Origin of the sequence: uncultured Paracoccus sp. (assembly GCF_947496875.1) — a bacterium.
Classification (GTDB): Bacteria; Pseudomonadota; Alphaproteobacteria; order Rhodobacterales; family Rhodobacteraceae; genus Paracoccus.
In genome coordinates this window covers 137,031-157,817 of record NZ_CANMEH010000003.1, presented here as the reverse complement: position 1 = coordinate 157,817, position 20,787 = coordinate 137,031, and the positions used below count along the sequence as shown (strand labels likewise).

The following is a 20,787-nucleotide window of genomic DNA, read 5'->3' as shown; positions in this document are numbered from 1 at the left end:
CTCAGGTCTGAAGAAACCGTCAACGCGGGTGGATACCGACCTGCCCCGCCTCCAGGGCGGCGCGGGCATAGGCGATGCGTTCCGCCCGGATTCCGGCCGAACGGGCGAAGTCGAACAGGCGCTGATCCGTCTCGCACAGGAAGTCCAGCAGCGCGGAGGCAAGCTCGGGTCGCTCAGCCGCCTGTCGCAACTGCGCAGGGTCCAGTCCGCTCGCCCCCATCAAGGCCGACATGAGCTCGGGGTCGGCGGCCAGATGGATGATGGCGGCGTCGGCAAGTGTGGCGAGTTCCGCTTCGGTGATCATGCCCTTGCCTCTCCTGAAATGATATGTGCCACAACGCGGGGCTGAAATGGATTTTCGAGCACTCCCGCGCAGGGTGGCGCGACAGGCATTTGGTGTAAAGGCTGTCGAACGGGGGGGTCGCATTCCTGTCCTGACCGAGTGCCGACGGCACAGGGAACGGGCCGCCCGTTCCTTTTCTTTCCCACTCCGAGTACCTATCTTCCCAACCGCCCCTCTTACCGCCGAAGGATGTCAGATGGACGCCGCCCCTCGCTCGCTCTCAACGCCTCTGTCGCCCACCGGCAGCCTTGCGGCTGCGGATGACCGCGACCTCGGGCCCGCAATGCTGCGCGGCACCCGCGGGCAGTGTCCCGCTTGCGGATCGGGATCGCTTTTCTCCAGCTATCTGAAGGTGCGGCCCGCCTGCCCGTCCTGTGGTGAGGATCTGACCGCGCAGCGCACCGACGACGGACCGGCCTACATCACCATCCTCGTCGTCTCCCACATCATCGGTCCGCTGCTGCTCGCCGCCTACTTGGCGTGGCGGCCATCACCGATGACCCTGGTCCTGGCGTTCTGCGCCGCTGCGATCATCATGTCGCTGCTCCTGCTGCCGCGGATCAAGGGGGCGATGGTCGGCCTGCAATGGGCCAAGCGCATGCATGGGTTTGGCCTGGGCGAGGCGGACGCATCGTGACAGCCGATCCACCGATCCGAGACGCCGCAAGCGTGCTGGTGGTGGATCGCACGCCGCCCGGTGGACCCGCAGTGCTGATGGGCATGCGCGGTGCCGCAGCCGCCTTCATGCCCTCAAAATACGTCTTTCCGGGGGGCGCGGTCGATGCGCACGACCACCTGATGGATTGCCAGCCGCCGAATGCCGCCTGCATGGCCCGCCTGGACGCGCATCTGCGTGCCGAGGGCAAGGCCCGGGGGGCAGCACTGGCCGCGGCGGCGCTGCGGGAACTGGCCGAGGAAACCGGGCTGCTGATCGGCCAACCCGGACGCGCCGACCGAAGCTGGCCGGAATACGAGCGGGCTGGTCTGGTGCCGGACCCGTCGGCGCTGATCTACGTGTTTCGGGCAATCACGCCGCCCGGGCGGCCGCGCCGTTTCGACGCGCGGTTCTTCATGATCGACGCGGCCAGCGTGGTGGGCGACATCCATGATTTCAGCCGGGCCTCGGACGAATTGTCGCACCTGCACTGGGTGGCGCTGACCGAAGCGCGACGGCTGAACCTGCCCTTCATCACCGAGGTGGTTCTAGCCGAGGTTCAGCGCCTGATCGCGGAGGCGGGGAGCGGTCCGCTGATGCCGCCGGCGACGGTGCCGTTCTTCGACAACGCCAGCGCAACACCCGGTTTCCGGCAGATCGTCTGAGCGTCCGTCTGCGCGCCGGCTTCTGCCGCCGTCAGCCGCCGTCGCGCATGATCCGATCCAGTCGGGCGCGCTCTTCCGCGGTCAGGGTTTCGGCGGGTGCGGCGACAGGCCTGCGCTGACGCAGGAACAGCCAGGCCATCCCCAGACCGACCAGGGCCATCACCGGTCCCGCGAGCCACAGGATCAGGTTGCTGCCGGTAGCGCGTGGTTCGAACAAGACGAACTCGCCGAACCGGGTCGTGACGGCATCGACCACCTGCGCGTCACTGTCGCCCGCAACCAGCCGTTCGCGCACGTAAAGCCGCAGATCGCGGCTGATCGCCGCGTTCGATTCGTCGATGTTCTCGCCCTGGCAGACCGGACAGCGCAGATCCTGCGAAATGCTGCGGGCCCGCGCCTCCAGCGCGGGATCAGGCAACACCTCGTCCGGCTGGACCGCCAGAACCGGCTGCGCGACAAGCACCAATGCCAGCGCCAGTGACCTGAGCTTCGTCATTCCGCCGGCACCGTCTGCACCGGCTGGCGGCGGGCTGCGGCCGCGACGCGGTACCGCCGGTCGGTCAGGCTCAACAGCCCGCCAAGCGCCATCAGTCCGGACCCGACCCAGATCCATAGCGCAAACGGCTTGATGTAGCTGCGGATTGCCCAGCCACCGCCCGCCTGTTCGTCGCCGATCACCAGATAGATGTCGCGGAACAGGCCCGTGGAAATGGCAGCCTCGGTCGTGGGCATGGCCTGGACGGGATAGACGCGCTTTTCGGGCTGCAGCACCGTGACTTCGCGACCGTCCCGTTCCACCAGCAGCGTGGCCGTGGTCGAGACATAGTTCGGACCCTCCACTTCCGAGACGTCCTGCAGTGTCACGTCGTAGCCCGCGATCTGCATCCGCTCGCCGATCTGTGCGACGCGGATGTCCTCGACATCCCACGCCATCAGCAGGCTGACGCCGATGAAGGTGACGCCAAGTCCCGCATGCGCGACCCCGCGTCCCCAGTCGGCCCGCGGCAGCTGCGCCAGTCGCGACCGCACGCGACCGGCGCGATGCCACAGATCCAGCGCCGCGCCGGCGATCAGCCACGCGCCGAGCCCGGCGCCGATGACCGCCAGGGCGGACTCGCCGGTGGACACCGCAAAGACGAGCGCCGCCACCGCGAGTGCAAAGATCAGCGCCGGCCGCACCGTGGCGGTCGCGCGGCCCAGTTTGCCGCGCTTCCACGGCAGGATCGACCCGATCGGCAGGGCGATGGCCAGCGCCACCATGAACGGCGTGAAGGCCTTTTCGAAGAATGGCGCGCCAACCGACAGCTTGCGACCGGCCGCGAACTCGGCCACCAGCGGCCACATCGTCCCGACAAAGACGACGAAGGCCGCGACCGCCAGCAGCACGTTGTTGAGCAGCAGCGCGCCTTCGCGTGACACCGGTGCAAAGACGGCGCGGGTGGTCATCGCGCTGGAGCGCGCCGCGAACAGGGTCAGGGCGCCGCCCACAAACACCGCCAGAATGGCCAGGATGAACACCCCGCGGGTGGGATCGGCGGCAAAGCTGTGAACCGAGGTGATCACCCCCGAGCGCACGATGAAGGTCCCGATCAGCGAGAAGCCGAACGCCATGATCGCTAGCAGGATCGTCCAGGCCTTCAGCGTCTCGCGCTTTTCGACGACGATCGCGGAATGCAGCAGGGCCGCCGCCAGCAGCCAAGGCATGAACGACGCGTTCTCGACCGGGTCCCAGAACCAGAACCCGCCCCAGCCCAGTTCGTAATAGGCCCACCACGATCCAAGCGCGATCCCGATGGTCAGGAACATCCAGGCCGACAGGGTCCAGGGCCGCACCCAGCGCGCCCAGGCCGCATCCACGCGCCCCTCGATCAGGGCCGCCACGGCGAAGCTGAAGGTGATGCTGAGCCCGACATAGCCCAGGTAGAGAAAGGGCGGGTGAAACGCGAGCCCGGGGTCCTGCAGCAGCGGGTTCAGGTCCCGCCCGTCGAACGGCGGATTGGGCAGCCGCACGAACGGGTTCGAGGTGAACAGGATGAACGCGAGGAACGCCGCGGCGATCGCGGCCTGTACTGCCAGCACCCGCGCCCGCAGGCTGGGGGGCAGATTGTCCCCGAAGCTGGCCGCGGCCGCGCCGAACAGCGCGAGGATCAGCACCCACAGCAGCATCGATCCTTCGTGATTGCCCCAGACGCCGGTGACCTTGTACAGCATCGGTTTGCTGGAGTGGCTGTTCTCATAGACCAGCGCGACGGAGAAATCCGAGGTGATGAAGGCGACGGTGAGCGCGGCAAAGCTGATGCCCAGCAGCCCGAACTGCGCCATGGCGGCCGGGCGGGCACTGTCCATCCAGGCGCCCCATCCGCGCGCTGCACCCAGCAGCGGCACAACGACCTGGAACAGCGCCACCACGAACGCCAGAACCAGCGCGACGTGACCAAGCTCGGCAATCATGGAAAGACCCCCCGGACGGTTTCCGAGGGGCAACAGTAAGGCGTGTGCAGGCTGCGGGCCAGTCCCCCGCAGCTGTCAAAATGTCACGCTGCCGTGGGCGGCGCGCCGGCGTGGCAGAACGTTCAGGATGCCGATGCGGCGGCCCAGTCCTGCAACGCCGCATTGTCCGAGAAATCGTCCGCCCCGCCACCGGCTGGCGTCGTGACCGTCGATGTCACCTTGGCCTTGGGCCAGACGCGCCTGCGGAAATAATGCGCCTCGCGCGCGCCGAAATAGAAGCTGACGATGGCGCCCATCAGCCACCACAGCGGCTCGGGCACAAGCGCAAGGCCTTCCATGCGCTGCGCAAAGCCGACCGGCTCTGCCATCGCATAGACGAACAGGCCCATGGTCCCCAGGGTCAGCAGCGGTCTGGGCAACCGGTTCAACCCGTTGATCATCGCATCGAAATGGCTGCCCCCGGCCCACTGGAATTCCTGCCCGTGCTCGGCCATGGCGCGGGCAAACGCCTCTTCGTCCAGCTCCATCCGCCGGGTCTGGTTGGGCGTAAACACCTCTGCCATCTGCCCTGCGGCGTTGCCCATCGCGGTGATGGTGCTGCCGGCGCCGAGAAAGCGATCGATCATCCCCATCTTGCGGTCCTCTTCTGATGTTCGCTGGTGGTCAGGTGATATCTGGAGGCGATGAAGGCCTCGGCCCGGGCGATCCAGCCGCCCTTCCCGCCGGCCCGGCTGCGGGCGTATTTGCGGCTGGCGGGCCGGCCGTCGGCGATCGCGTAGTAGTAGTTGCGCCGCGCGATGCCATAGGCGTCGGCCAAATGTCGTGGCGCCGCGGCCGCGGCGGCCTGCGCGGCGGCGATCGTCTGGGGCCCCACGACTCCGTCGGCGGCGCAGGCAAACCCCATCCGGGCGACCAGCCGCTGAAGGATCTTGACCGCGTTCGAGCCGGAATTGACGTACATGTCGAAGACGCTTGCCTGCACGCATTCCGGCAGACGGTCGAGCTGGGGCTTGCTGAAATAATGCTCGACAAAGATCCGCGTCGCCTGCGCGCGCGTCAGCAGCTTGAGATCATCGACGCCGACCTTGCCGTCGCCGTTCAGGTCCACCCCCAGCTGACGCATCGTCCCGATGGTCACACCGTATTTCGTGGCGCCCCCGGGATCGTCCGGGTCGTTCACGTAGCCACCTTCGCGCGACACGATCTCGGCCGCGATCTGCTCCACTGTCTTCATCCCTGCCCCCGCAAGTGATCAGGCGGACAGGCTGAACGGGTGCCATTAAACGCCGCTTAACCTCGCGGGCGTTGCGGGGTCGCGGCCGGCAGTCAGGTATTCGGTTCCTGATAGACGCCCTGGTCCTTCAGCGTGTCGACCACCTCGCGCGGCATGTAGTTCTCGTCGTGCTTGGCGAGCAGGGAATCGGCCTGGAAGACACCGTCGCGATAGTGACCCTTGGCGATCGTGCCCGAGTTCTCGGTGAACAGGTCGGGGCGCGGCTCGCCCCCCACATAGCGGACCGGGATCTCGTTCCCGCCATCCGTGACCACGAAGTCGAAGGAGACGCCGTCGAGATTGACGATCGACCCTTCCTTCACCAACCCACCAAGCTGGAAGTATTCATCCGGCGACGGCGCCTGTTCGACCACCTGGGTTGGCGAGCGGTACAGGTTGATCCCGTCGCGGAAGCCATAACCGATCAGCACCGCCGACAGCGTCAGCGCCACGGCAGCCGCCGATAACAGCTGGATACGTCTCGTCTTCTTGAGCGACTTCATGGCTGTGCTCCGGATCCCTCAGGCAGGTTCGAATACGATGGGGCGGCGCAGGAACTGCGTGGCCTTGGCCGATACGCGGGCGGGATCGCCCGTGGTCAGAAAGCGCGAGACGGTCCCGGGACCGACGAATTCCGGCCGACGTTTCAGATAGTCGTCCAGACTGGCCGCAACCAGATCAGCCTGTGAAAACACGCTGACGTCGGGCCCGAGCGCGTCCTGAAACGCCTTGGCCATCAAGGGGTAGTGGGTGCAGCCCAGCACCGCGGCCTGCGGGTGCGGCATGCGGCGCTTCAGCGCCTCGACATGCGACCGGACCAGTGCCTCGGCCAGGATCTCGTCGCCGTCCTCGATGGCGTCGACGAGGCCGCCGCAGGGCTGCGCCTCGACATCGACGCCGACTGCACGGAACGCCAGTTCACGCTGGAACGCCCGGCTGGCGACCGTCGCGGGCGTCGCGAACAGGGCGACATGCTTGACGGCGACCTCGCGGGGCGGGCTGTTGTCGCCCCAGTGTCGTTCGGTCAGCGCCTCGATCAGCGGGACAAACACGCCCAGCACCCGCTTGTCGGCGGGCAGCCATGTTTCCTGCATGCGGCGCAGAGCCGCGGCGCTCGCCGTGTTGCAGGCCAGTATCACCAGGTCGCAGCCGTCCTGCCACAACCGTTCGACGGCCGCGCAGGTCAGCGCAAAGATGTCGTCGGCATCGCGCACCCCATAGGGGGCGTGGGCATTGTCGCCAAAATAGACCAACGGCAGATCGGGCATGCGCGCGGCGATGGCCTGCTGCACCGTCAGCCCGCCCAGCCCCGAATCGAAAACCCCAACCGCCATCGACCGCTCCGTCCTGTTCAGCGGCGTTCTAGGCGCCGCGGGCGCGAAACGCCATGACTTCAGTCACGTCAGGTGGGTGCAAGCGTCACATCGACGTCATTCCGCTGCGTGCCGGACGGGTGCGCCACCGGCGCGAATGGCCTGCAGCAATTCGAGCCGGCGCGGCCCGGCCGCGTCCGCGGCCTGATCCTTGATGAACCCGTAGCCCCGCACCTCCAGCGGCAATTCGGCGAGTTCCCGGACCAGGTCGATGGTGTCGGGCGTGACCAGCGGCAGGACCTCGCGCATGTCGGCCTCGTACTGGCCGATCATCGCCCGCTCGCGCCGCCGCTCGGGCATGTAGCCGAAGACGTCCAGCGGCGTGCCGCGCAGCCCCTTCAGACCTGCCAGCACCCGGAACACCCGCCCCATCCAGGGGCCGAACTGGCGCTTGCGGGGACGGCCCTGCCCATCGCGTCCGGGCAGCACCGGGGGCGCGAGATGATAGGTCAGACGCACGTCGCCTTCGAACGCGGCGGCGACCCGGTCGGCGGTGTCCAGGTGCAGGCGCGCAACCTCGTATTCGTCCTTGTAGGCCAGCAGCTTGTAGTAGCCGCGCGCGACGCTGTCGCGCAGCTCTGCGGGCGCTAGGGCAACCAGATCCAGGAAGCGCTGCTTCAGCCGCTCGCCCTGGTAGTCGACCAGCCGCGCGGCGCGATAAGCCACCGGATCGCGGGGCAGACGGGTCGGGGGTTCCGGGGCCGTCACCTCGTCGGGATGCAGAACCGCCCAGCGGCCGATCTGGAACGCCCGCTGGTTTTCCGCGACCTTCGCCCCGTTCAACTCGATCGCCGCCATGATGGCCGCTTCGCTCAGCGGAATCAGCCCCTGCTGAAAGGCCGCGCCGGTTACCAGCATGTTCGAATAGATCGAATCGCCCAGCATCCGCTCGGCCAGGGACGAGGCATCGAAAAACACGACGCGGTCGCCCAACCGTGCCTGCAGCGACAGCTTCAGCCGATCGGCCGGTACGCGGAAATCGCGGTTGCGGGTGAACTCGCCGGTGATGATCTCGTGCTCGTTCACGACCGCGCCGGTTTCACCCTTGGCCATCAGCCCCAGCGTTCGCGCCCCGGCAGTCACCATCAGGTCGCCGCCGATGATGCAATCGGCCTCGCCCACCGCCACGCGAATCGCGCTGATGTCCTCGGGCCGGTTCGCCAGGCGCAGATGGATGTGGACCGCCCCGCCCTTTTGCGCCAGGCCGGCCATTTCCATCATGCCGGCGCCCTTGCCGTCGATCTGCGCCGCCTGCGCCAGCACCGCACCGATCGTCACGACGCCGGTGCCGCCCACGCCGGTGATGACGACGTTGTGGGTCCCCTCGATCGATGGCAGCTGCGGGTCACGCAGATCGGGCAGGTCGAACGCCTCGGCCATGGGGCGGCGCGGGCGACCGCCCTCGACGGTCACGAAGCTGGGGCAGAACCCCTGCAGGCAGCTGTAGTCCTTGTTGCAGGACGACTGGTCGATGGCGCGCTTGCGGCCCAGTTCCGTATCGACGGGCACGACCGAGACGCAGTTCGACTGTACCGAACAATCCCCGCAGCCTTCGCAGACATCGGTGTTGATGAACACGCGCCGATCCGGGTCGGGAAACGCGCCCTTCTTGCGGCGACGGCGCTTTTCCGCGGCGCAGGTCTGGACATAGACGATGGCGGTGACACCCCGAACCTGCGCCAGTTCGCGCTGGACCTCCATCAGATTGGCCCGTTCCTCGATCCGCAGACCGGACGGGAACTGGGCGCGGTCGATCGCCTCCTTCTCGTCGTGGACAAGCACGGTCGGCACGCCGATCGCCTGCAATTCGCGCACGATCTGGGCCGCGCTCAACTCGCCCTCGTTCGGCTGGCCGCCGGTCATCGCCACGGCGTCGTTGAACAGGATCTTGTAGGTGATGTTCGTTTCCGCGGCCTTGGCCGCCCGGATCGCCATGATCCCCGAATGATTGTAGGTTCCGTCGCCAAGGTTCTGAAATACATGGTCGCGGGTGGAAAACGGCGCTTCGCCGATCCAGTTTGCGCCCTCGCCGCCCATCTGGGTGAAACCCGACGTCTCGCGATCCATCCACTGCACCATGTAGTGGCAGCCGATCCCCGCATAGGCCCGGCTGCCGTCGGGGATGCGGGTCGAGCTGTTGTGCGGGCAGCCGGAGCAGAACCATGGCGTTCGCACGGCGATCTCGGCGGCGTTGTCGGCGCGGCGGCTCTCGCCGATGCGCGCCAGCGCCGCGTCCAGACGGTCGGTCCGGCGGCCTTCCTCGATCAGGATCTCGCCCAGCTTCTGGGCGATGGTCACCGGGTCCAGCGCGTAGCGGGTCGGAAACACCTCTTCATGGGTTCGGTCGTGGCGCCACCCGATCACCCGGCGGCCATGCCGGTTGTCGAAGATCGCTTCCTTGACCTGAACCTCGATCAGCTTGCGCTTTTCCTCGACGCAGATCACCAGATCCAGGGTCTCGGACCATTCCTGGAACGACCTCATGTCCATCGGCCAGGTCTGACCGACCTTGTAGGTGCTGATCCCAAGCCGCTCTGCCTCGGCCTCGTCGATCCCCAGCAGGCTCAGCGCGTGGACGACGTCCAGCCAGTTCTTGCCCGCGGCGATGATGCCGATCCGGGCGTCGGGACGCCCCCACATCTTCCGGTCGATCCGGTTGGCCCGGGCAAAAGCCTCTGCCGCAAAGCGCTTGTAGTCGATCATCCGCGCTTCCTGGGCCAGCGGGGTGTCCCCCAACCGGATGTTCAGCCCACCCTCGGGCATCTGGAAATCTGCGGGTGTCACGAATTTCAGCCGGAACGGATCGCCGTCCACGACGCTCGTCGCCTCGACCGTGTCCTTCATGGTCTTCAGCCCGGTCCAGACCCCGGCGGACCGCGACAGGGCCCAGCCGTACAGCCCGTAATCCATGATCTCCTGCACGCCCGCAGGCGACAGCACCGGCATGTAGGCATCCACCATCGCCCAGTCGGACTGGTGAAGCACGGTCGAGCTTTCACCGGTATGGTCGTCGCCCATCGCCATCACGACCCCACCGTGGCGCGACGACCCGGCCATGTTGGCGTGGCGCATCACATCGCCGGATCGGTCCACGCCGGGGCCCTTGCCGTACCACAGCGCGAAGACGCCGTCGTATTTCCCCTCGCCCCGCAACTCGGCCTGCTGGCTGCCCCAGATGGCCGTGGCCGCAAGATCCTCGTTCAATCCGGGCTGAAACACGATGTTGGCAGGCGCCAGGACCTTCTGCGCTCGGGTCATCTGCTGGTCGACCGCGCCCAGCGGACTGCCGCGATAGCCGGTCACCAGACCTGCGGTGTTCAGCCCGGCAGCCTTGTCGCGGGCCGCCTGCATCAGCATCAGCCGGACCAGCGCCTGCGTTCCGTTCAGCAGCACATGGCGCTTGGACAGGTCGAACCGGTCCGCCAGCGAAACCTGGATACTCATCACGCTTCCTCCCGACCTGATGGCCGATGCAGTATAGGTCAGCAAATATGACCGATAAAGGATTTTCTGGTACGGGCTTTCAGACTAGGCGTGCGCTCAGGCACGGCACGACCGTGCTTCAACGAGAACGATAATGACAACAGGGTGGAGCCATGGACTGGGACAAGCTGCGGATCTTTCATGCCGTTGCCGATGCCGGCAGCCTGACCCACGCCGGCGACACGCTGCACCTGTCGCAGTCGGCCGTCAGCCGGCAGGTGCGGGCGCTCGAGGAGACACTGGGCACGACGCTGTTCCATCGTCACGCCCGCGGCCTGATTCTCACCGAGCAGGGCGAGATGCTGTTCGAGGCCACGCGATCGATCTCGCGCAAGCTCGACACCACCGCGGCGCGGATCCGCGACAGCGAGGAACACGTCTTCGGCGAACTGCGCGTCACCACCACGACGGGGTTCGGGACGATGTGGCTGGTGCCACGCCTCGCCAAGCTGTTCGCGCGCTACCCGGACCTGAAGATCGACCTGATGCTGGAGGAGCGGGTGCTGGACCTGCCCATGCGCGAGGCGGACGTCGCCATCAGGATGAAGGAGCCGAGCCAGGCGGACCTGATTCGCCGGCGCCTGCTGAACATCCGTATGCGGCTTTATGCGTCGCAGGACTACCTGGACCAGACGGGAACGCCGGCGGAGCTGACCGATCTGGGCCCACACCGCCTGATCTGCCAAAGCCTTGCCACCCCCCAGGTCAGTTCCGGGGCGGCACTGGTGCAGATGTTGCTGGCACAGAACGTCGTCTCGACGCTGATGGTGAATAATTATTTCGGCGTTCTTCAGGGCGTTCTGAACCACGTCGGGATCGGGGTGCTGCCGGATTATCTGACGCACGATTTCCCGCATCTGGTCCGGGTCCTTCCGGCCGTCGAAAGCACCGAAGTACCCGTTTTCCTGGCGTTTCCCGAGGAGTTGCGTGGTTCGCGACGTGTCATGGCCTTCCGTGATTTCGTTCTGGAAGAGATCCAGACGATGCGTCGCTGACTCCACTCGGACCCGCATCCTGTGACGTATTCCACACGCGCAATGCGGTTATGCTGCGCTTGCTGCATACCCTGTCTTGCATGTGTCGCGCTCGCGTCTTAGTTCGGTTAACGAAGCGATGTGGCGCGAGCCGTGTCCTTCACCTCCCTGTTGGACTTGGGCCGGGCCTCGTGCCCGGCTTTTTTTTGCCGTCCGGCGCCCCCGATCCGCTTTCCGGGATGTGATCGCGCCATGGGTGCACGGGCCGGATGCGCGTGGCACAAACGGTCTGCTTCCAGAACGGAGAGAACCGATGCCCAGATTGCCGAGCGTCTTCCTTGCCGCTGCGCTGAGCAGTGCCGGCACCCTCGCCGCCGCCGCCGAGTGCGGCGGCCAGATCCAGATGGATCCCGAACGCTCGACCGGAGCGGTCGCCGCGACGATGGTGGGCGGCGAGCCGTGTGTCTACACGCTGCCGGTGCGTCCCGGACGGTGGCTGACCGCCGATTTGCTCAATGGCATCGGGCTGCAACTGTCGATTGCGCAAGCGGACGGGCAGGTGTTCGGTGCCACCCCGGTCCAGTTGCACGAGCCGGGCAACGTCACCGTTCGAGTGTCTCCCCAAACGGCCGCCGCGTCGGGTGTAGCCCCCCTTGATGCGCCCCCCCAGCGGGGTTTCACGCTGCGCCTCAAATGGTCCGACGCGCCACCCGGTTCGCCGGGACCGCGCCCGGCCGCCCGACCGGCGGCGCGGTCGGCCGCCGCCACGCCCCCAACGGCGGCCGCCGGCGCGCGGCCGGCGGCGCGGTCAGCGACAGCGGTCCCGACGACGGTGTCGCCACCCACGCCGGTGCCGGTCACCACCCCTGCACCCGTGCAAGCCGGTGATCCCGCCGCGATCACGACCGTGCCCGTGACCCCGCTGCCGGTTCCGGACGGGTGCCCGGCCAACAACCTGCTTAATCGTGGCGTGAACCGGGTTGCAGGCGTCGTGCGGGGCGACACGATCTGCCGGTTCACGATCCCGGCCGGGGTCGGCCGGCGCGTGACCCTGACCGACAGGGCCGACAGCGCCGACTCCGTGCAGCTGGTGCTCTATTCCGCGGTGTCGGTCCCGATGACGCCGAACGCCGCCGTGGACCTGCCGACCGGACAGCAGGAACTGCGGGTGCTGAAGAAAGCCGGCACGGCCCAGTCAGCCGCCGGGCCCCTGCCCTTCGACCTGTCGATCCGGCTGGATTGACGCGCCGCCGCAACCTACAAGACGCCAACCAGCCGCGCCGGAAAGGACCGCCATGCAGGAGCCAGCCATCACCCCCGACCTGATCGCGGCACACGGGCTGAAGCCGGACGAGTACCAGCGCATCCTCGATCTGCTCGGGCGCGAGCCCAGCTTTACCGAGCTGGGCATCTTTTCGGCGATGTGGAACGAACATTGTTCCTACAAGTCATCGAAGAAGTGGCTGCGGACGCTGCCCACCACCGGCGAACGGGTGATCTGCGGCCCGGGTGAGAATGCCGGTGTCGTCGACATCGGCGACGGGCTCGCCGTGGTCTTCAAGATGGAGAGTCATAACCACCCCAGCTATATCGAACCGCACCAGGGCGCCGCGACCGGCGTCGGCGGCATCCTGCGGGACGTATTCACGATGGGCGCCCGGCCTGTGGCTGTGATGGATTCGCTGTCGTTCGGACGGCCCGACCACCCCCGCACCGCGCATCTGGTCAAGGGCGTCGTCGAGGGGATCGGCGCCTATGGCAACGCCTTCGGGGTGCCGAATGTCGGGGGCGAGGTCCGGTTTCACCGAGCCTATGACGGGAATTGTCTGGTCAACGCCTTTGCGGCCGGGATCGCGCCGATCGACCGCATCTTCTATTCCGCGGCGTCAGGGGTCGGCATGCCGGTCGTGTATCTGGGCGCGAAGACCGGCCGCGACGGCGTCGGCGGCGCCACGATGGCCAGCGCCGAGTTCGATGACACGATCGAAGAAAAGCGCCCGACCGTTCAGGTCGGCGATCCGTTCACCGAGAAGTGCCTGCTGGAGGCCTGCCTCGAACTGATGGAAACCGATGCGATCATCTCGATTCAGGACATGGGCGCCGCGGGCCTGACCTGCTCGGCCGTCGAGATGGGCGACAAGGGCGGGCTTGGCATCCGTCTGGACCTCGACCGGGTGCCCACGCGCGAAGCGGCGATGACAGCGTACGAGATGATGCTGTCGGAAAGCCAGGAACGCATGCTGATGGTCCTGCGCCCCGACAAGGAACAGGTGGCGCGCGAGATCTTCGAGAAATGGGACCTCGACTTTGCAGTGGTCGGCGAGACCATTGCCGAGGATCGGTTCCTGATCATGCACGGCAACACGGTCAAGGCCGACCTGCCGCTTGCGGCGCTGTCCGGCACCGCGCCGGAATACGACCGGCCCTGGGTGGAAACGCCCATTGCCCCGCCCATGGACACGCTGCCGCCGATCCGTCCCATGGCCGCGCTCGAGGCGCTGATCGGGGCGCCCAACCACGCCCACAAGGCGTGGGTCTGGGAACAATACGACACGCAGGTCGGCGCCGACACGGTACGTCGTCCGGGTCTGGGCGCCGGGGTGGTGCGGATCCACGGAACCAACAGGGCACTGGCGTTCACCAGCGACGTCACGCCCCGCTATGTCCGCGCCAACCCCGTCGAGGGCGGCAAGCAGGCCGTGGCCGAGGCATGGCGCAATCTGGTTGCGTGCGGCGCGACACCGCTTGCGGCGACCGACAACCTGAATTTCGGCAATCCCGAAAAGCCCGAGATCATGGGGCAACTGGTGGGCGCGATCCAAGGCATCGGCGAGGCATGCCGGGCCCTGGACTTCCCGATCGTGTCGGGGAACGTCTCGCTTTACAACGAGACGGACGGCAAGCCGATCCTGCCCACCCCCACCATCGGCGGCGTCGGGCTGATCGACGACCTGGGCGACCTGATCGCGGGACGCCCCGCTGACGGCGACGTCGCGTTGATGGTGGGGCGCAGCCGCGGACATCTGGGTCAGTCCGCGCTCGCCTGCGAAGCTTTCGGGGTCGAGGCCGGTGACGCGCCCCAGGTCGATCTTGAGGCGGAACGGCGCCACGGTGACTTCATCCTCGCCAACCGGGAGGCCTTCAGCGCCTGCACCGACCTGTCCGATGGCGGGCTGGCGCTGGCCGCGTTCGAACTGGCCGAGGCCGCGGGGATCGGGGTCGCGCTGGACAGCGCCGATATCGGCTTTCTGTTCGGCGAGGATCAGGCCCGGTATCTGGTCGCCTGCCCGGCAGACCGGGTGGCGACATTGACGCGGGCCGCCCAAGACGCGTCGGTGCCGTTGATGCCGGTGGGACAGTTCGGTGGCGACACGGTCCGGCTGGGCGACGACACCGCCCCGCTGCAGGCGCTGTCGCAACTTTATCGCGGGGCGTTCTCGGCCGCGATCGGCGGCGACCTTCCGGATCACGCCTGACGCGGCGCAACTTGGGGCACCGGACTGACAAAGGTCAGTGGAACGGGTCACCTGATCGGGCGTTGCCATAGCACCCGAACAGGAGAGGTTTCATGCGCGCGATCACGTATCAGGGCACCGGAAAGGTGCAGGTGGACACCGTCGACGACCCGACCATTCAGGAACCCGGCGACGTGGTCATCAAGGTGACGTCGACGGCGATCTGCGGGTCCGACCTGCATCTGTACGACGGCTTCATCCCCGAGATGCGCAAGGGCGACGTCCTCGGACACGAGTTCATGGGCGAGATCGTGGCGGCCGGGTCCGGGGTGACCAAGTTCAAGACCGGCGACCGAGTGCTGGTGCCGTTCAACATCTCCTGCGGGGAATGTGCGTTCTGCCGCACTGACGCCTATGCGCTGTGCGACAACACGAACCCCGATCACGAAAAGGTCGAGGCGCTGTACGGTCAGTCACCGGCGGGCATGTTCGGCTATTCGCACCTGTTCGGCGGCTATGCCGGCGGGCAGGCCGAACTGGTCCGCGTGCCACATGCGGACGTGATGCTGCTGGCCGTGCCGGAAAGCCTGCCGGATGAAAAGGTCCTGTTCCTGACCGACATCTTTCCTACAGGCTACCAGGCGGCCGAGCAGATCGGCACCGGACCCGGCGACATCGTGGCGGTGTGGGGTTGCGGCCCGGTCGGCCAGTTCGCGATCCGGTCCGCGTTCCTGCTGGGGGCCGAGCGGGTGTTCGCGCTGGATTTCGAACCCGAGCGGCTGGCACTGGCCGGCGAGGCCGGCGCCGAGACGGTGGACCTGTCCAGCGAAGACAGCTTCGAGCGGCTGAAGGAGATGACAGGTGGCAAGCTGCCCAACCGCTGCATCGACGCCGTGGGGCTCGAGGCTCATGGCGCCTCGATGATCGGCAACGTCTACGACCGGGTCAAGACGACGCTGATGATGGAAAGCGACCGCCCGAACGCCTTGCGGGATGCCATCATGTGCTGTCGCAAGGGTGGAGCGGTGTCGATCCCGGGCGTCTATGCGGGCGCCGTCGACAAGTTCCCGATCGGCGCGGCGTTCGGCAAGGGGCTAATGATGCGCGGCGGCCAGACCAACACGCGCGCCTACATGGAGCGCCTGCTGAAGCGGATCGAGGCCGGCGATATCGATCCGAGCTTCGTCATCACCCATCGCGGCACCCTGGATGACGGTCCCGGATTCTACGAGACGTTCCGCGACAAAAAGGACGATTGCATCAAGTGCGTGATGACGCCGGGAACCTGATCCCGAGCACGCGCCTCGAAGGCCCGGCATGTGCCGGGCCTTTTCTCATGAACCGGGGGCCAGGCGCCGCGGCGTCCGCTCCGGCAGGATCACCGTGAAGCGGCTGCCCTGCCCCCGCTCGCTGTCGATCTTCAGGCGGCCGCGATGGCGGTTGACTATATGCTTGACGATCGCCAGCCCCAGCCCGGTTCCGCCCTGCTGACGCGAGCGGTGGCTGTCCACGCGGTAGAACCGTTCGGTCAGCCGCGGCAGGTGGAGCGGGTCGATGCCCTCGCCCCGGTCCGCGACGGTGACGGCCCAGCCGGGTCCCCGCAGCATCGGCTCATGCTCGACATGGGCAAGCTGCAGGCCCACCAGCCCGCCCGATCCCCCGTACTTGATCGCGTTCTCGATCAGGTTGTGGAACACCTGCACGATCTGGTCCGCGTCGCCCGGGACCGTCACCGGGTGGTTCGGCACGTCCAGTTCCAGGCGGACGCCAGCGGCGCGCGCGGCAGGGGTCAGCGTGGCAGCAACACTGCGCAGCAGCGTCCCGAGTTCCACATCCTGCGCGGGTCGGCGACGTTCCTCGCTTTCGACCCGGCTCAGCGTCAACAGATCGGCCACCAGTCGGTTCATCCGGGCGGCCTCGCGTTCCATGATGTTCAGAAACCGGTCGCGCGCCGCCGCGTCGTTGCGGGCCGGCCCGCGAAGTGTCTCGATGAACCCCATCAGGGCAGTCAGCGGCGTGCGCAGCTCGTGACTGACATTCGCGACGAACTCGCGCCGCATCCGCTCGGCCTGCTCGATGCCGGTGTTGTCCTCTATGGCGACCGAGACCCCGTTCGCGCCCGCGATGACCACCGGCCCCACCGTGACCACGCAGTTGCGGTCGCGGCCCTGCGCGGTCAGCGTGGCGCGCAGGCGCTGGATGTCCGTTGCGCTGGGCGGCAGGTCCGGATCCCCGTGCGGGGGCGGACCGCCGCCCGAGTTCAGCACCCATTCCACCGCCGCGTTGACCGACGGGTGGCGCACGACGGTGACGAAGGGCCGGTCCGTCAGGGCCGGGCCGAAGATCGCCTCGGCGGCCGAGTTGGCCACGACGACCCTCGCCCGGCGGTCCGCGACCAGCATGGCGACGGGAACCGCCTCGGCAAGCTGGCGCAGATGCCGGATCTCCATCTCTGCCGTCGCGGTCAGTCGAGGCGCCGCAATCCGCGCCGGTACTGGGCCGCCCGCTCGCGGTAATGCGCGGCCGATGCCCGCAGGTCGGACTGCGCCGCGTCGTCCAGGATGCGCACGACCTTGCCCGGCGCGCCCATGACTAGCGCGCCTGCCGGGATCTCCTTGCCCTCGGGGATCAGGGCGCCCGCCCCGATCAGCGCCCCGGGTCCGATCACCGCCCGGTTCAGCACGATCGCCCCCATTCCGATCAGCGCCCCGTCCTGGACAGTGCAGCCATGCAGGATCGCGCGGTGGCCGATGGTCACGTCCGCCCCGATCGTCAACGGACATCCCTCGTCGATGTGAAACACGCAGTGTTCCTGGATGTTGCTGCCGGCCCCCACGGTGATATCGTCGTTGTCGCCGCGCAGGACGGCGCCCCACCACACGCTCGCCGCGTCGCCCAGCCTGACCCGTCCGATGACCTGTGCATCGGGCGCAACCCAGACATCCTGTCCAAGGCTGGGTGCAATTCCGTCCAGTTCCCAGATCATACCTGTTCCTCCATCAGCGATTTGACGAAACTGCCCAGTCCGCGCTGGCGCTCGCGGCGCAGTCGCTCGGCCCGGATGATGCCGCGCAGTTCCGCCTCGGTGCTGTCCAGATCGGAATTGATCAGGACAAAGTCGTATTCGGCCCAGTGGCTGATCTCGTCACGGCTCTTGCGCATGCGCTCGGCAATCACCGCGTCGTCGTCCTGGCCGCGGCTACGCAACCGCCGCTCCAGTTCCCGCAGGCTGGGCGGCAGGACGAAGATGGAGACGACCTGCGGCCCCAGTGCCGAGGCGCGGATCTGCTGCCCGCCCTGCCAGTCGACGTCGAACAGCGTGTCGACCCCCTCGGCCATCGCCCGCTCGACCGCCGCCCTGGGGGTGCCGTAGAGATTGCCGAACACCTCGGCATGTTCCAGCATCTGCCCGTCAGCCACCATGTCCGAGAAGGCGGCACGATCGGTGAAATAGTAATCGCGCCCGTGCACCTCGCCCGGCCTGGCCTGCCGCGTGGTGGCGGACACCGAAAAACGCAGGGACGCATCCCAGTTCATCAGCCGTCTGGCCAGCGTCGACTTGCCTGCCCCGGACGGCGACGACAGGATGATCAGCAATCCGGTTCGGTTCATGCACGGTCCTTCTGCCCGGGTCACGCACCCGGTCGCACACTCAATGGCGCAGGGTCGGGCAAGGAGCAAGGTCTGCGGGGAAGAGCAAAGTTTAACCATTTGGCAAGAATTGCCCTTAGATCGGGATGTCGAAACGCGTAGTGTGGCGGTCGAGGTGGCGTGCAGGCAGCCCGGAAACACCATGTCCGACGATCAGACCGACAGCACCGGCCCGGGGACCCCCCAATCCGGTCCCGTTATCCGCATCGCCGGACGCGGGCCCGTGCAGCCTGACCGTATCATCGCCGATCTTCGGGTCTACTGGCACAGCCTTCGCCAGGGTCGGGCGGTGCCGATGCGCACCGACGTCGAGCCGCAGGGCATCCGCGAGGGGCTGGACCACGCCTTCATCCTGGAACGGATCGCCCCGGGCGCCGGCCGGTTCAGGCTGGCCGGCAAGCATCTGGTCGACGTGATGGGGATGGAGGTCCGGGGCATGCCGCTCTGTGCGGTCCTGAACCCGTCGTCTCGGGGGCGCCTGTCGGACGTCCTGGAAACCGTCTTCATCGGGCCGCAGATCGCCGAGCTGACGCTCTTTTCCGAACCCGGCTACGGTCGGCCGGAGCTGCGGGGGCAGATGCTGATCCTGCCGTTGAAATCGGATCTGGGCGACGTGACACGGGCGCTGGGCTGCCTGGTCACCTCGGGCGATCTCGGGCGCGGCCCGCGCCGGTTCGACATCGTCGCCGCACAGGTCGAACCCGTCATCCCGGGCGCCAAGGTCCTGTCGCCCCAGCCGTCCCGCCATGATCTGGCGGCCTCACCCGCACCTTGGCGGCCGCCCGCGGCGGGCGATCGCAACAGGACGAAGGACGTGCCGCCGAACCGGCCCGATCCGGCCGAGACACCCGAAGAACGGCGCGCCCGGTTCCGGGTCATTTCGTCGGATCGGTCTGCCTGACCCGGCACCGGCGCAGCTCTGCGCCGACCACGCTGGTGGATCCGCTCAGACCGCGGCCTGCAAGTCGCCGGAAACGCCGGTCCGGCGGGCACGCAGTTCCTCGGCCACCAGGAACGCCAGTTCCAGCGACTGGCTGGCGTTCAGCCGCGGATCGCAGGCGGTGTGATACCGCGACGACAGATCCTCGTCCGTCACGGCGCGAACACCCCCCGTGCACTCGGTCACGTCCTGTCCGGTCATCTCGAAATGGACGCCGCCAGGCACGGTGCCTTCGGCCTTGTGCACGTGGAAGAACTCGCGCACCTCGCGCAGGACGCTGTCGAACGGACGGGTCTTGTACCCGTTCGCGGACTTGATGGTGTTGCCGTGCATCGGGTCGCAGGACCAGACGACGTTGGCGCCTTCGTCCTGCATCGCACGGATCAGCCGGGGCAGATGGTCGCCCACCATTCCCGCCCCGAACCGCGCGATCAGCGTCAGCCGCCCGGCCTCGTTGGCGGGGTTCAGCCGCGCCACGAGCGCCTTCAGGTCATCGGTCGTGATCGACGGCCCGCATTTCAGGCCGATGGGATTCTGAACCCCGCGGCAGAATTCCACATGCGCCCCGTTCACCTGCCGGGTTCGATCGCCGATCCACAGCATGTGACCGGAGCCGGCCACCGGATGACCCGTGGTCGAGTCGATCCGGGCCAGCGCCTCTTCGTATTCCAGCAGCAGCGCTTCGTGGCTGGTATAGAAGTCGACCTGGCTCAACTCGTGCGCGGTCTCCGCGGTCACGCCGGCGGCCTGCATGAACGCCATGGCGTCACTGATGCGATCGGCGATGTCGCGATAGCGCGCGGCCTCGGGGCCGCCGGTGAAGTCAGCGATCCAGCTTTGCACCCGGTGGATATCCGCATAGCCCCCGGTCGAGAATGCCCGCAGCAGGTTGAGCGATGCCGCGGCCTGGGTATAGGCCTGCAGCATGCGGCGGGGATCCGGCACCCGCGATTCGGCCGTGAAATCGAACCCGTTGACGATGTCGCCGCGATAGCTGGGCAGCTCGACCCCGTCGACGGACTCGGTTGCGGCGCTGCGCGGCTTGGCGAACTGTCCCGCCATCCGGCCGACCTTGACCACCGGCAGCTGCGCGCCCCAGGTCAGCACCACCGCCATCTGCAGCATGACCTTGAAGGTGTCGCGGATGTTGTCGGCGCTGAATTCCGAAAAGCTTTCCGCGCAGTCCCCGCCCTGCAGCAGGAACGCACGGCCGGCCCCGACCAGCGCCAGCTGCGATTTCAGGCGCCGCGCCTCACCCGCAAAGACCAGCGGCGGGTATTGGCGCAACTGCGCCTCGACCGCACGCACAGCGGCGGGATCGGGGTAATCGGGCATCTGGATGCGCTCTAGAGCCCGCCAGCTGGCCCGGTCCCATGCGGGTTCTGCCGTGTCCGGCCGCGCTGTCGGATTGCCGTGGGCCATCATGTCGCCTCCTCGGGGTGATCGGGCGTATATACTGCGGCGTACCGGCAGGGAAAACCCTTGCGGTGAGGGAAGGCGCCACGATCAACCCTGAGGCCTTTA

19 protein-coding genes are annotated in these 20,787 nt (G+C 67.4%); 7 read left to right on the top strand and 12 right to left on the bottom strand.

The window, feature by feature from the left end; translation table 11 throughout:
• Positions 1 to 19: 19 nt before the first annotated feature.
• Complete coding sequence (locus Q0938_RS05195) at positions 20 to 304, bottom strand: DUF3572 family protein (protein ID WP_299359941.1); 285 nt, start codon at positions 302 to 304, stop codon at positions 20 to 22.
• 322 nt (positions 305 to 626) lie between these two features.
• Here Q0938_RS05195 and Q0938_RS05190 point away from each other — a divergent pair, with 322 nt between their 5' ends.
• On the top strand, positions 627 to 980 hold the full coding sequence (locus Q0938_RS05190; protein ID WP_299360351.1) for a DUF983 domain-containing protein: 354 nt from the start codon (positions 627 to 629) through the stop codon (positions 978 to 980).
• Positions 977 to 1,663 (top strand): NUDIX domain-containing protein, encoded by a 687-nt coding sequence (locus Q0938_RS05185; RefSeq protein ID WP_299359938.1) that lies wholly within the window; start codon positions 977 to 979, stop codon positions 1,661 to 1,663. The genes Q0938_RS05190 and Q0938_RS05185 overlap by 4 nt, the downstream gene beginning before the upstream one ends.
• A gap of 31 nt (positions 1,664 to 1,694) precedes the next feature.
• Here the strand turns inward: Q0938_RS05185 and Q0938_RS05180 are convergent, their stop codons facing one another.
• The 7 genes from Q0938_RS05180 to Q0938_RS05150 all read right to left on the bottom strand — a co-directional run bounded on the left by Q0938_RS05180 (position 1,695) and on the right by Q0938_RS05150 (position 10,204).
• Positions 1,695 to 2,159 carry a cytochrome c-type biogenesis protein gene (locus Q0938_RS05180; RefSeq protein WP_299359936.1) on the bottom strand — a complete coding sequence of 155 codons (465 nt, stop codon included), beginning with the start codon at positions 2,157 to 2,159 and terminating at the stop codon, positions 1,695 to 1,697.
• Entirely contained in the window at positions 2,156 to 4,114 is a 1,959-nt protein-coding gene (locus Q0938_RS05175) for a heme lyase CcmF/NrfE family subunit (protein ID WP_299359934.1), read from the bottom strand. The genes Q0938_RS05180 and Q0938_RS05175 overlap by 4 nt, the downstream gene beginning before the upstream one ends.
• Positions 4,115 to 4,236: 122 nt before the next feature.
• A complete protein-coding gene (locus Q0938_RS05170; RefSeq protein WP_299359932.1) occupies positions 4,237 to 4,746 on the bottom strand; it encodes a holin family protein in 510 nt (169 codons plus the stop codon).
• Positions 4,737 to 5,348 (bottom strand): holin-associated N-acetylmuramidase, encoded by a 612-nt coding sequence (locus Q0938_RS05165; RefSeq protein WP_299359930.1) that lies wholly within the window; start codon positions 5,346 to 5,348, stop codon positions 4,737 to 4,739. The genes Q0938_RS05170 and Q0938_RS05165 overlap by 10 nt, the downstream gene beginning before the upstream one ends.
• Before the next feature lie 92 nt (positions 5,349 to 5,440).
• On the bottom strand, positions 5,441 to 5,890 hold the full coding sequence (gene ccmE / locus Q0938_RS05160; RefSeq protein WP_299359928.1) for a cytochrome c maturation protein CcmE: 450 nt from the start codon (positions 5,888 to 5,890) through the stop codon (positions 5,441 to 5,443).
• An 18-nt stretch (positions 5,891 to 5,908) separates the two neighbouring features.
• On the bottom strand, positions 5,909 to 6,721 hold the full coding sequence (locus Q0938_RS05155) for an aspartate/glutamate racemase family protein (protein WP_299359926.1): 813 nt from the start codon (positions 6,719 to 6,721) through the stop codon (positions 5,909 to 5,911).
• Positions 6,722 to 6,817: 96 nt separating this feature from the next.
• On the bottom strand, positions 6,818 to 10,204 hold the full coding sequence (locus Q0938_RS05150) for an indolepyruvate ferredoxin oxidoreductase family protein (protein ID WP_299359924.1): 3,387 nt from the start codon (positions 10,202 to 10,204) through the stop codon (positions 6,818 to 6,820).
• A 152-nt stretch (positions 10,205 to 10,356) separates the two neighbouring features.
• On the opposite strand from Q0938_RS05150, the gene Q0938_RS05145 reads away from it, so the two are divergent.
• From Q0938_RS05145 to Q0938_RS05130, 4 genes are all read left to right on the top strand, one after another.
• Positions 10,357 to 11,238, top strand: a complete 882-nt coding sequence (locus Q0938_RS05145) for a LysR family transcriptional regulator (protein WP_299359921.1) — start codon at positions 10,357 to 10,359, stop codon at positions 11,236 to 11,238.
• Positions 11,239 to 11,530: 292 nt separating this feature from the next.
• Positions 11,531 to 12,460, top strand: a complete 930-nt coding sequence (locus tag Q0938_RS05140) for a hypothetical protein (protein ID WP_299359918.1) — start codon at positions 11,531 to 11,533, stop codon at positions 12,458 to 12,460.
• A gap of 52 nt (positions 12,461 to 12,512) precedes the next feature.
• The gene (gene purL / locus Q0938_RS05135) at positions 12,513 to 14,693 is read left to right on the top strand and encodes a phosphoribosylformylglycinamidine synthase subunit PurL (RefSeq protein ID WP_299359915.1); all 2,181 of its coding nucleotides are present in this window, start codon (positions 12,513 to 12,515) and stop codon (positions 14,691 to 14,693) included.
• Between the two features lie 92 nt (positions 14,694 to 14,785).
• Complete coding sequence (locus Q0938_RS05130) at positions 14,786 to 15,961, top strand: zinc-dependent alcohol dehydrogenase (RefSeq protein WP_299359913.1); 1,176 nt, start codon at positions 14,786 to 14,788, stop codon at positions 15,959 to 15,961.
• A 45-nt stretch (positions 15,962 to 16,006) separates the two neighbouring features.
• Here Q0938_RS05130 and Q0938_RS05125 read toward each other — a convergent pair whose 3' ends face one another.
• The 3 genes from Q0938_RS05125 to gmk are packed head-to-tail and all read right to left on the bottom strand — an operon-like array spanning position 16,007 to position 18,284.
• Positions 16,007 to 17,122 carry an ATP-binding protein gene (locus Q0938_RS05125; RefSeq protein WP_299359911.1) on the bottom strand — a complete coding sequence of 372 codons (1,116 nt, stop codon included), beginning with the start codon at positions 17,120 to 17,122 and terminating at the stop codon, positions 16,007 to 16,009.
• A 14-nt stretch (positions 17,123 to 17,136) separates the two neighbouring features.
• Positions 17,137 to 17,658, bottom strand: coding sequence for a gamma carbonic anhydrase family protein (locus tag Q0938_RS05120; protein WP_299359909.1), 522 nt, complete (start codon positions 17,656 to 17,658; stop codon positions 17,137 to 17,139).
• Positions 17,655 to 18,284 carry a guanylate kinase gene (gene gmk, locus Q0938_RS05115; RefSeq protein WP_299359908.1) on the bottom strand — a complete coding sequence of 210 codons (630 nt, stop codon included), beginning with the start codon at positions 18,282 to 18,284 and terminating at the stop codon, positions 17,655 to 17,657. The genes Q0938_RS05120 and gmk overlap by 4 nt, the downstream gene beginning before the upstream one ends.
• A 181-nt stretch (positions 18,285 to 18,465) precedes the next feature.
• Here gmk and Q0938_RS05110 point away from each other — a divergent pair, with 181 nt between their 5' ends.
• The gene (locus Q0938_RS05110; protein ID WP_299359906.1) at positions 18,466 to 19,224 is read left to right on the top strand and encodes a PAS domain-containing protein; all 759 of its coding nucleotides are present in this window, start codon (positions 18,466 to 18,468) and stop codon (positions 19,222 to 19,224) included.
• A gap of 45 nt (positions 19,225 to 19,269) precedes the next feature.
• Here Q0938_RS05110 and Q0938_RS05105 read toward each other — a convergent pair whose 3' ends face one another.
• Positions 19,270 to 20,685 (bottom strand): class II 3-deoxy-7-phosphoheptulonate synthase, encoded by a 1,416-nt coding sequence (locus Q0938_RS05105; protein ID WP_299360349.1) that lies wholly within the window; start codon positions 20,683 to 20,685, stop codon positions 19,270 to 19,272.
• Between the last annotated feature and the right edge of the window lie 102 nt (positions 20,686 to 20,787).

Bases quoted from the DNA above. Each gene is read 5' to 3' on its own strand.
- Q0938_RS05195 (WP_299359941.1), bottom strand. From the start codon at position 304: ATGATCACCGAAGCGGAACTCGCCACACTTGCCGACGCCGCCATCATC.
- Q0938_RS05190 (WP_299360351.1), top strand. From the start codon at position 627: ATGCTGCGCGGCACCCGCGGGCAGTGTCCCGCTTGCGGATCGGGATCG.
- Q0938_RS05180 (WP_299359936.1), bottom strand. From the start codon at position 2,159: ATGACGAAGCTCAGGTCACTGGCGCTGGCATTGGTGCTTGTCGCGCAG.
- Q0938_RS05175 (WP_299359934.1), bottom strand. From the start codon at position 4,114: ATGATTGCCGAGCTTGGTCACGTCGCGCTGGTTCTGGCGTTCGTGGTG.
- Q0938_RS05170 (WP_299359932.1), bottom strand. From the start codon at position 4,746: ATGGGGATGATCGATCGCTTTCTCGGCGCCGGCAGCACCATCACCGCG.
- Q0938_RS05165 (WP_299359930.1), bottom strand. From the start codon at position 5,348: ATGAAGACAGTGGAGCAGATCGCGGCCGAGATCGTGTCGCGCGAAGGT.
- ccmE (WP_299359928.1), bottom strand. From the start codon at position 5,890: ATGAAGTCGCTCAAGAAGACGAGACGTATCCAGCTGTTATCGGCGGCT.
- Q0938_RS05155 (WP_299359926.1), bottom strand. From the start codon at position 6,721: ATGGCGGTTGGGGTTTTCGATTCGGGGCTGGGCGGGCTGACGGTGCAG.
- Q0938_RS05150 (WP_299359924.1), bottom strand. From the start codon at position 10,204: ATGAGTATCCAGGTTTCGCTGGCGGACCGGTTCGACCTGTCCAAGCGC.
- Q0938_RS05145 (WP_299359921.1), top strand. From the start codon at position 10,357: ATGGACTGGGACAAGCTGCGGATCTTTCATGCCGTTGCCGATGCCGGC.
- Q0938_RS05140 (WP_299359918.1), top strand. From the start codon at position 11,531: ATGCCCAGATTGCCGAGCGTCTTCCTTGCCGCTGCGCTGAGCAGTGCC.
- purL (WP_299359915.1), top strand. From the start codon at position 12,513: ATGCAGGAGCCAGCCATCACCCCCGACCTGATCGCGGCACACGGGCTG.
- Q0938_RS05130 (WP_299359913.1), top strand. From the start codon at position 14,786: ATGCGCGCGATCACGTATCAGGGCACCGGAAAGGTGCAGGTGGACACC.
- Q0938_RS05125 (WP_299359911.1), bottom strand. From the start codon at position 17,122: ATGGAGATCCGGCATCTGCGCCAGCTTGCCGAGGCGGTTCCCGTCGCC.
- Q0938_RS05120 (WP_299359909.1), bottom strand. From the start codon at position 17,658: ATGATCTGGGAACTGGACGGAATTGCACCCAGCCTTGGACAGGATGTC.
- gmk (WP_299359908.1), bottom strand. From the start codon at position 18,284: ATGAACCGAACCGGATTGCTGATCATCCTGTCGTCGCCGTCCGGGGCA.
- Q0938_RS05110 (WP_299359906.1), top strand. From the start codon at position 18,466: ATGTCCGACGATCAGACCGACAGCACCGGCCCGGGGACCCCCCAATCC.
- Q0938_RS05105 (WP_299360349.1), bottom strand. From the start codon at position 20,685: ATGGCCCACGGCAATCCGACAGCGCGGCCGGACACGGCAGAACCCGCA.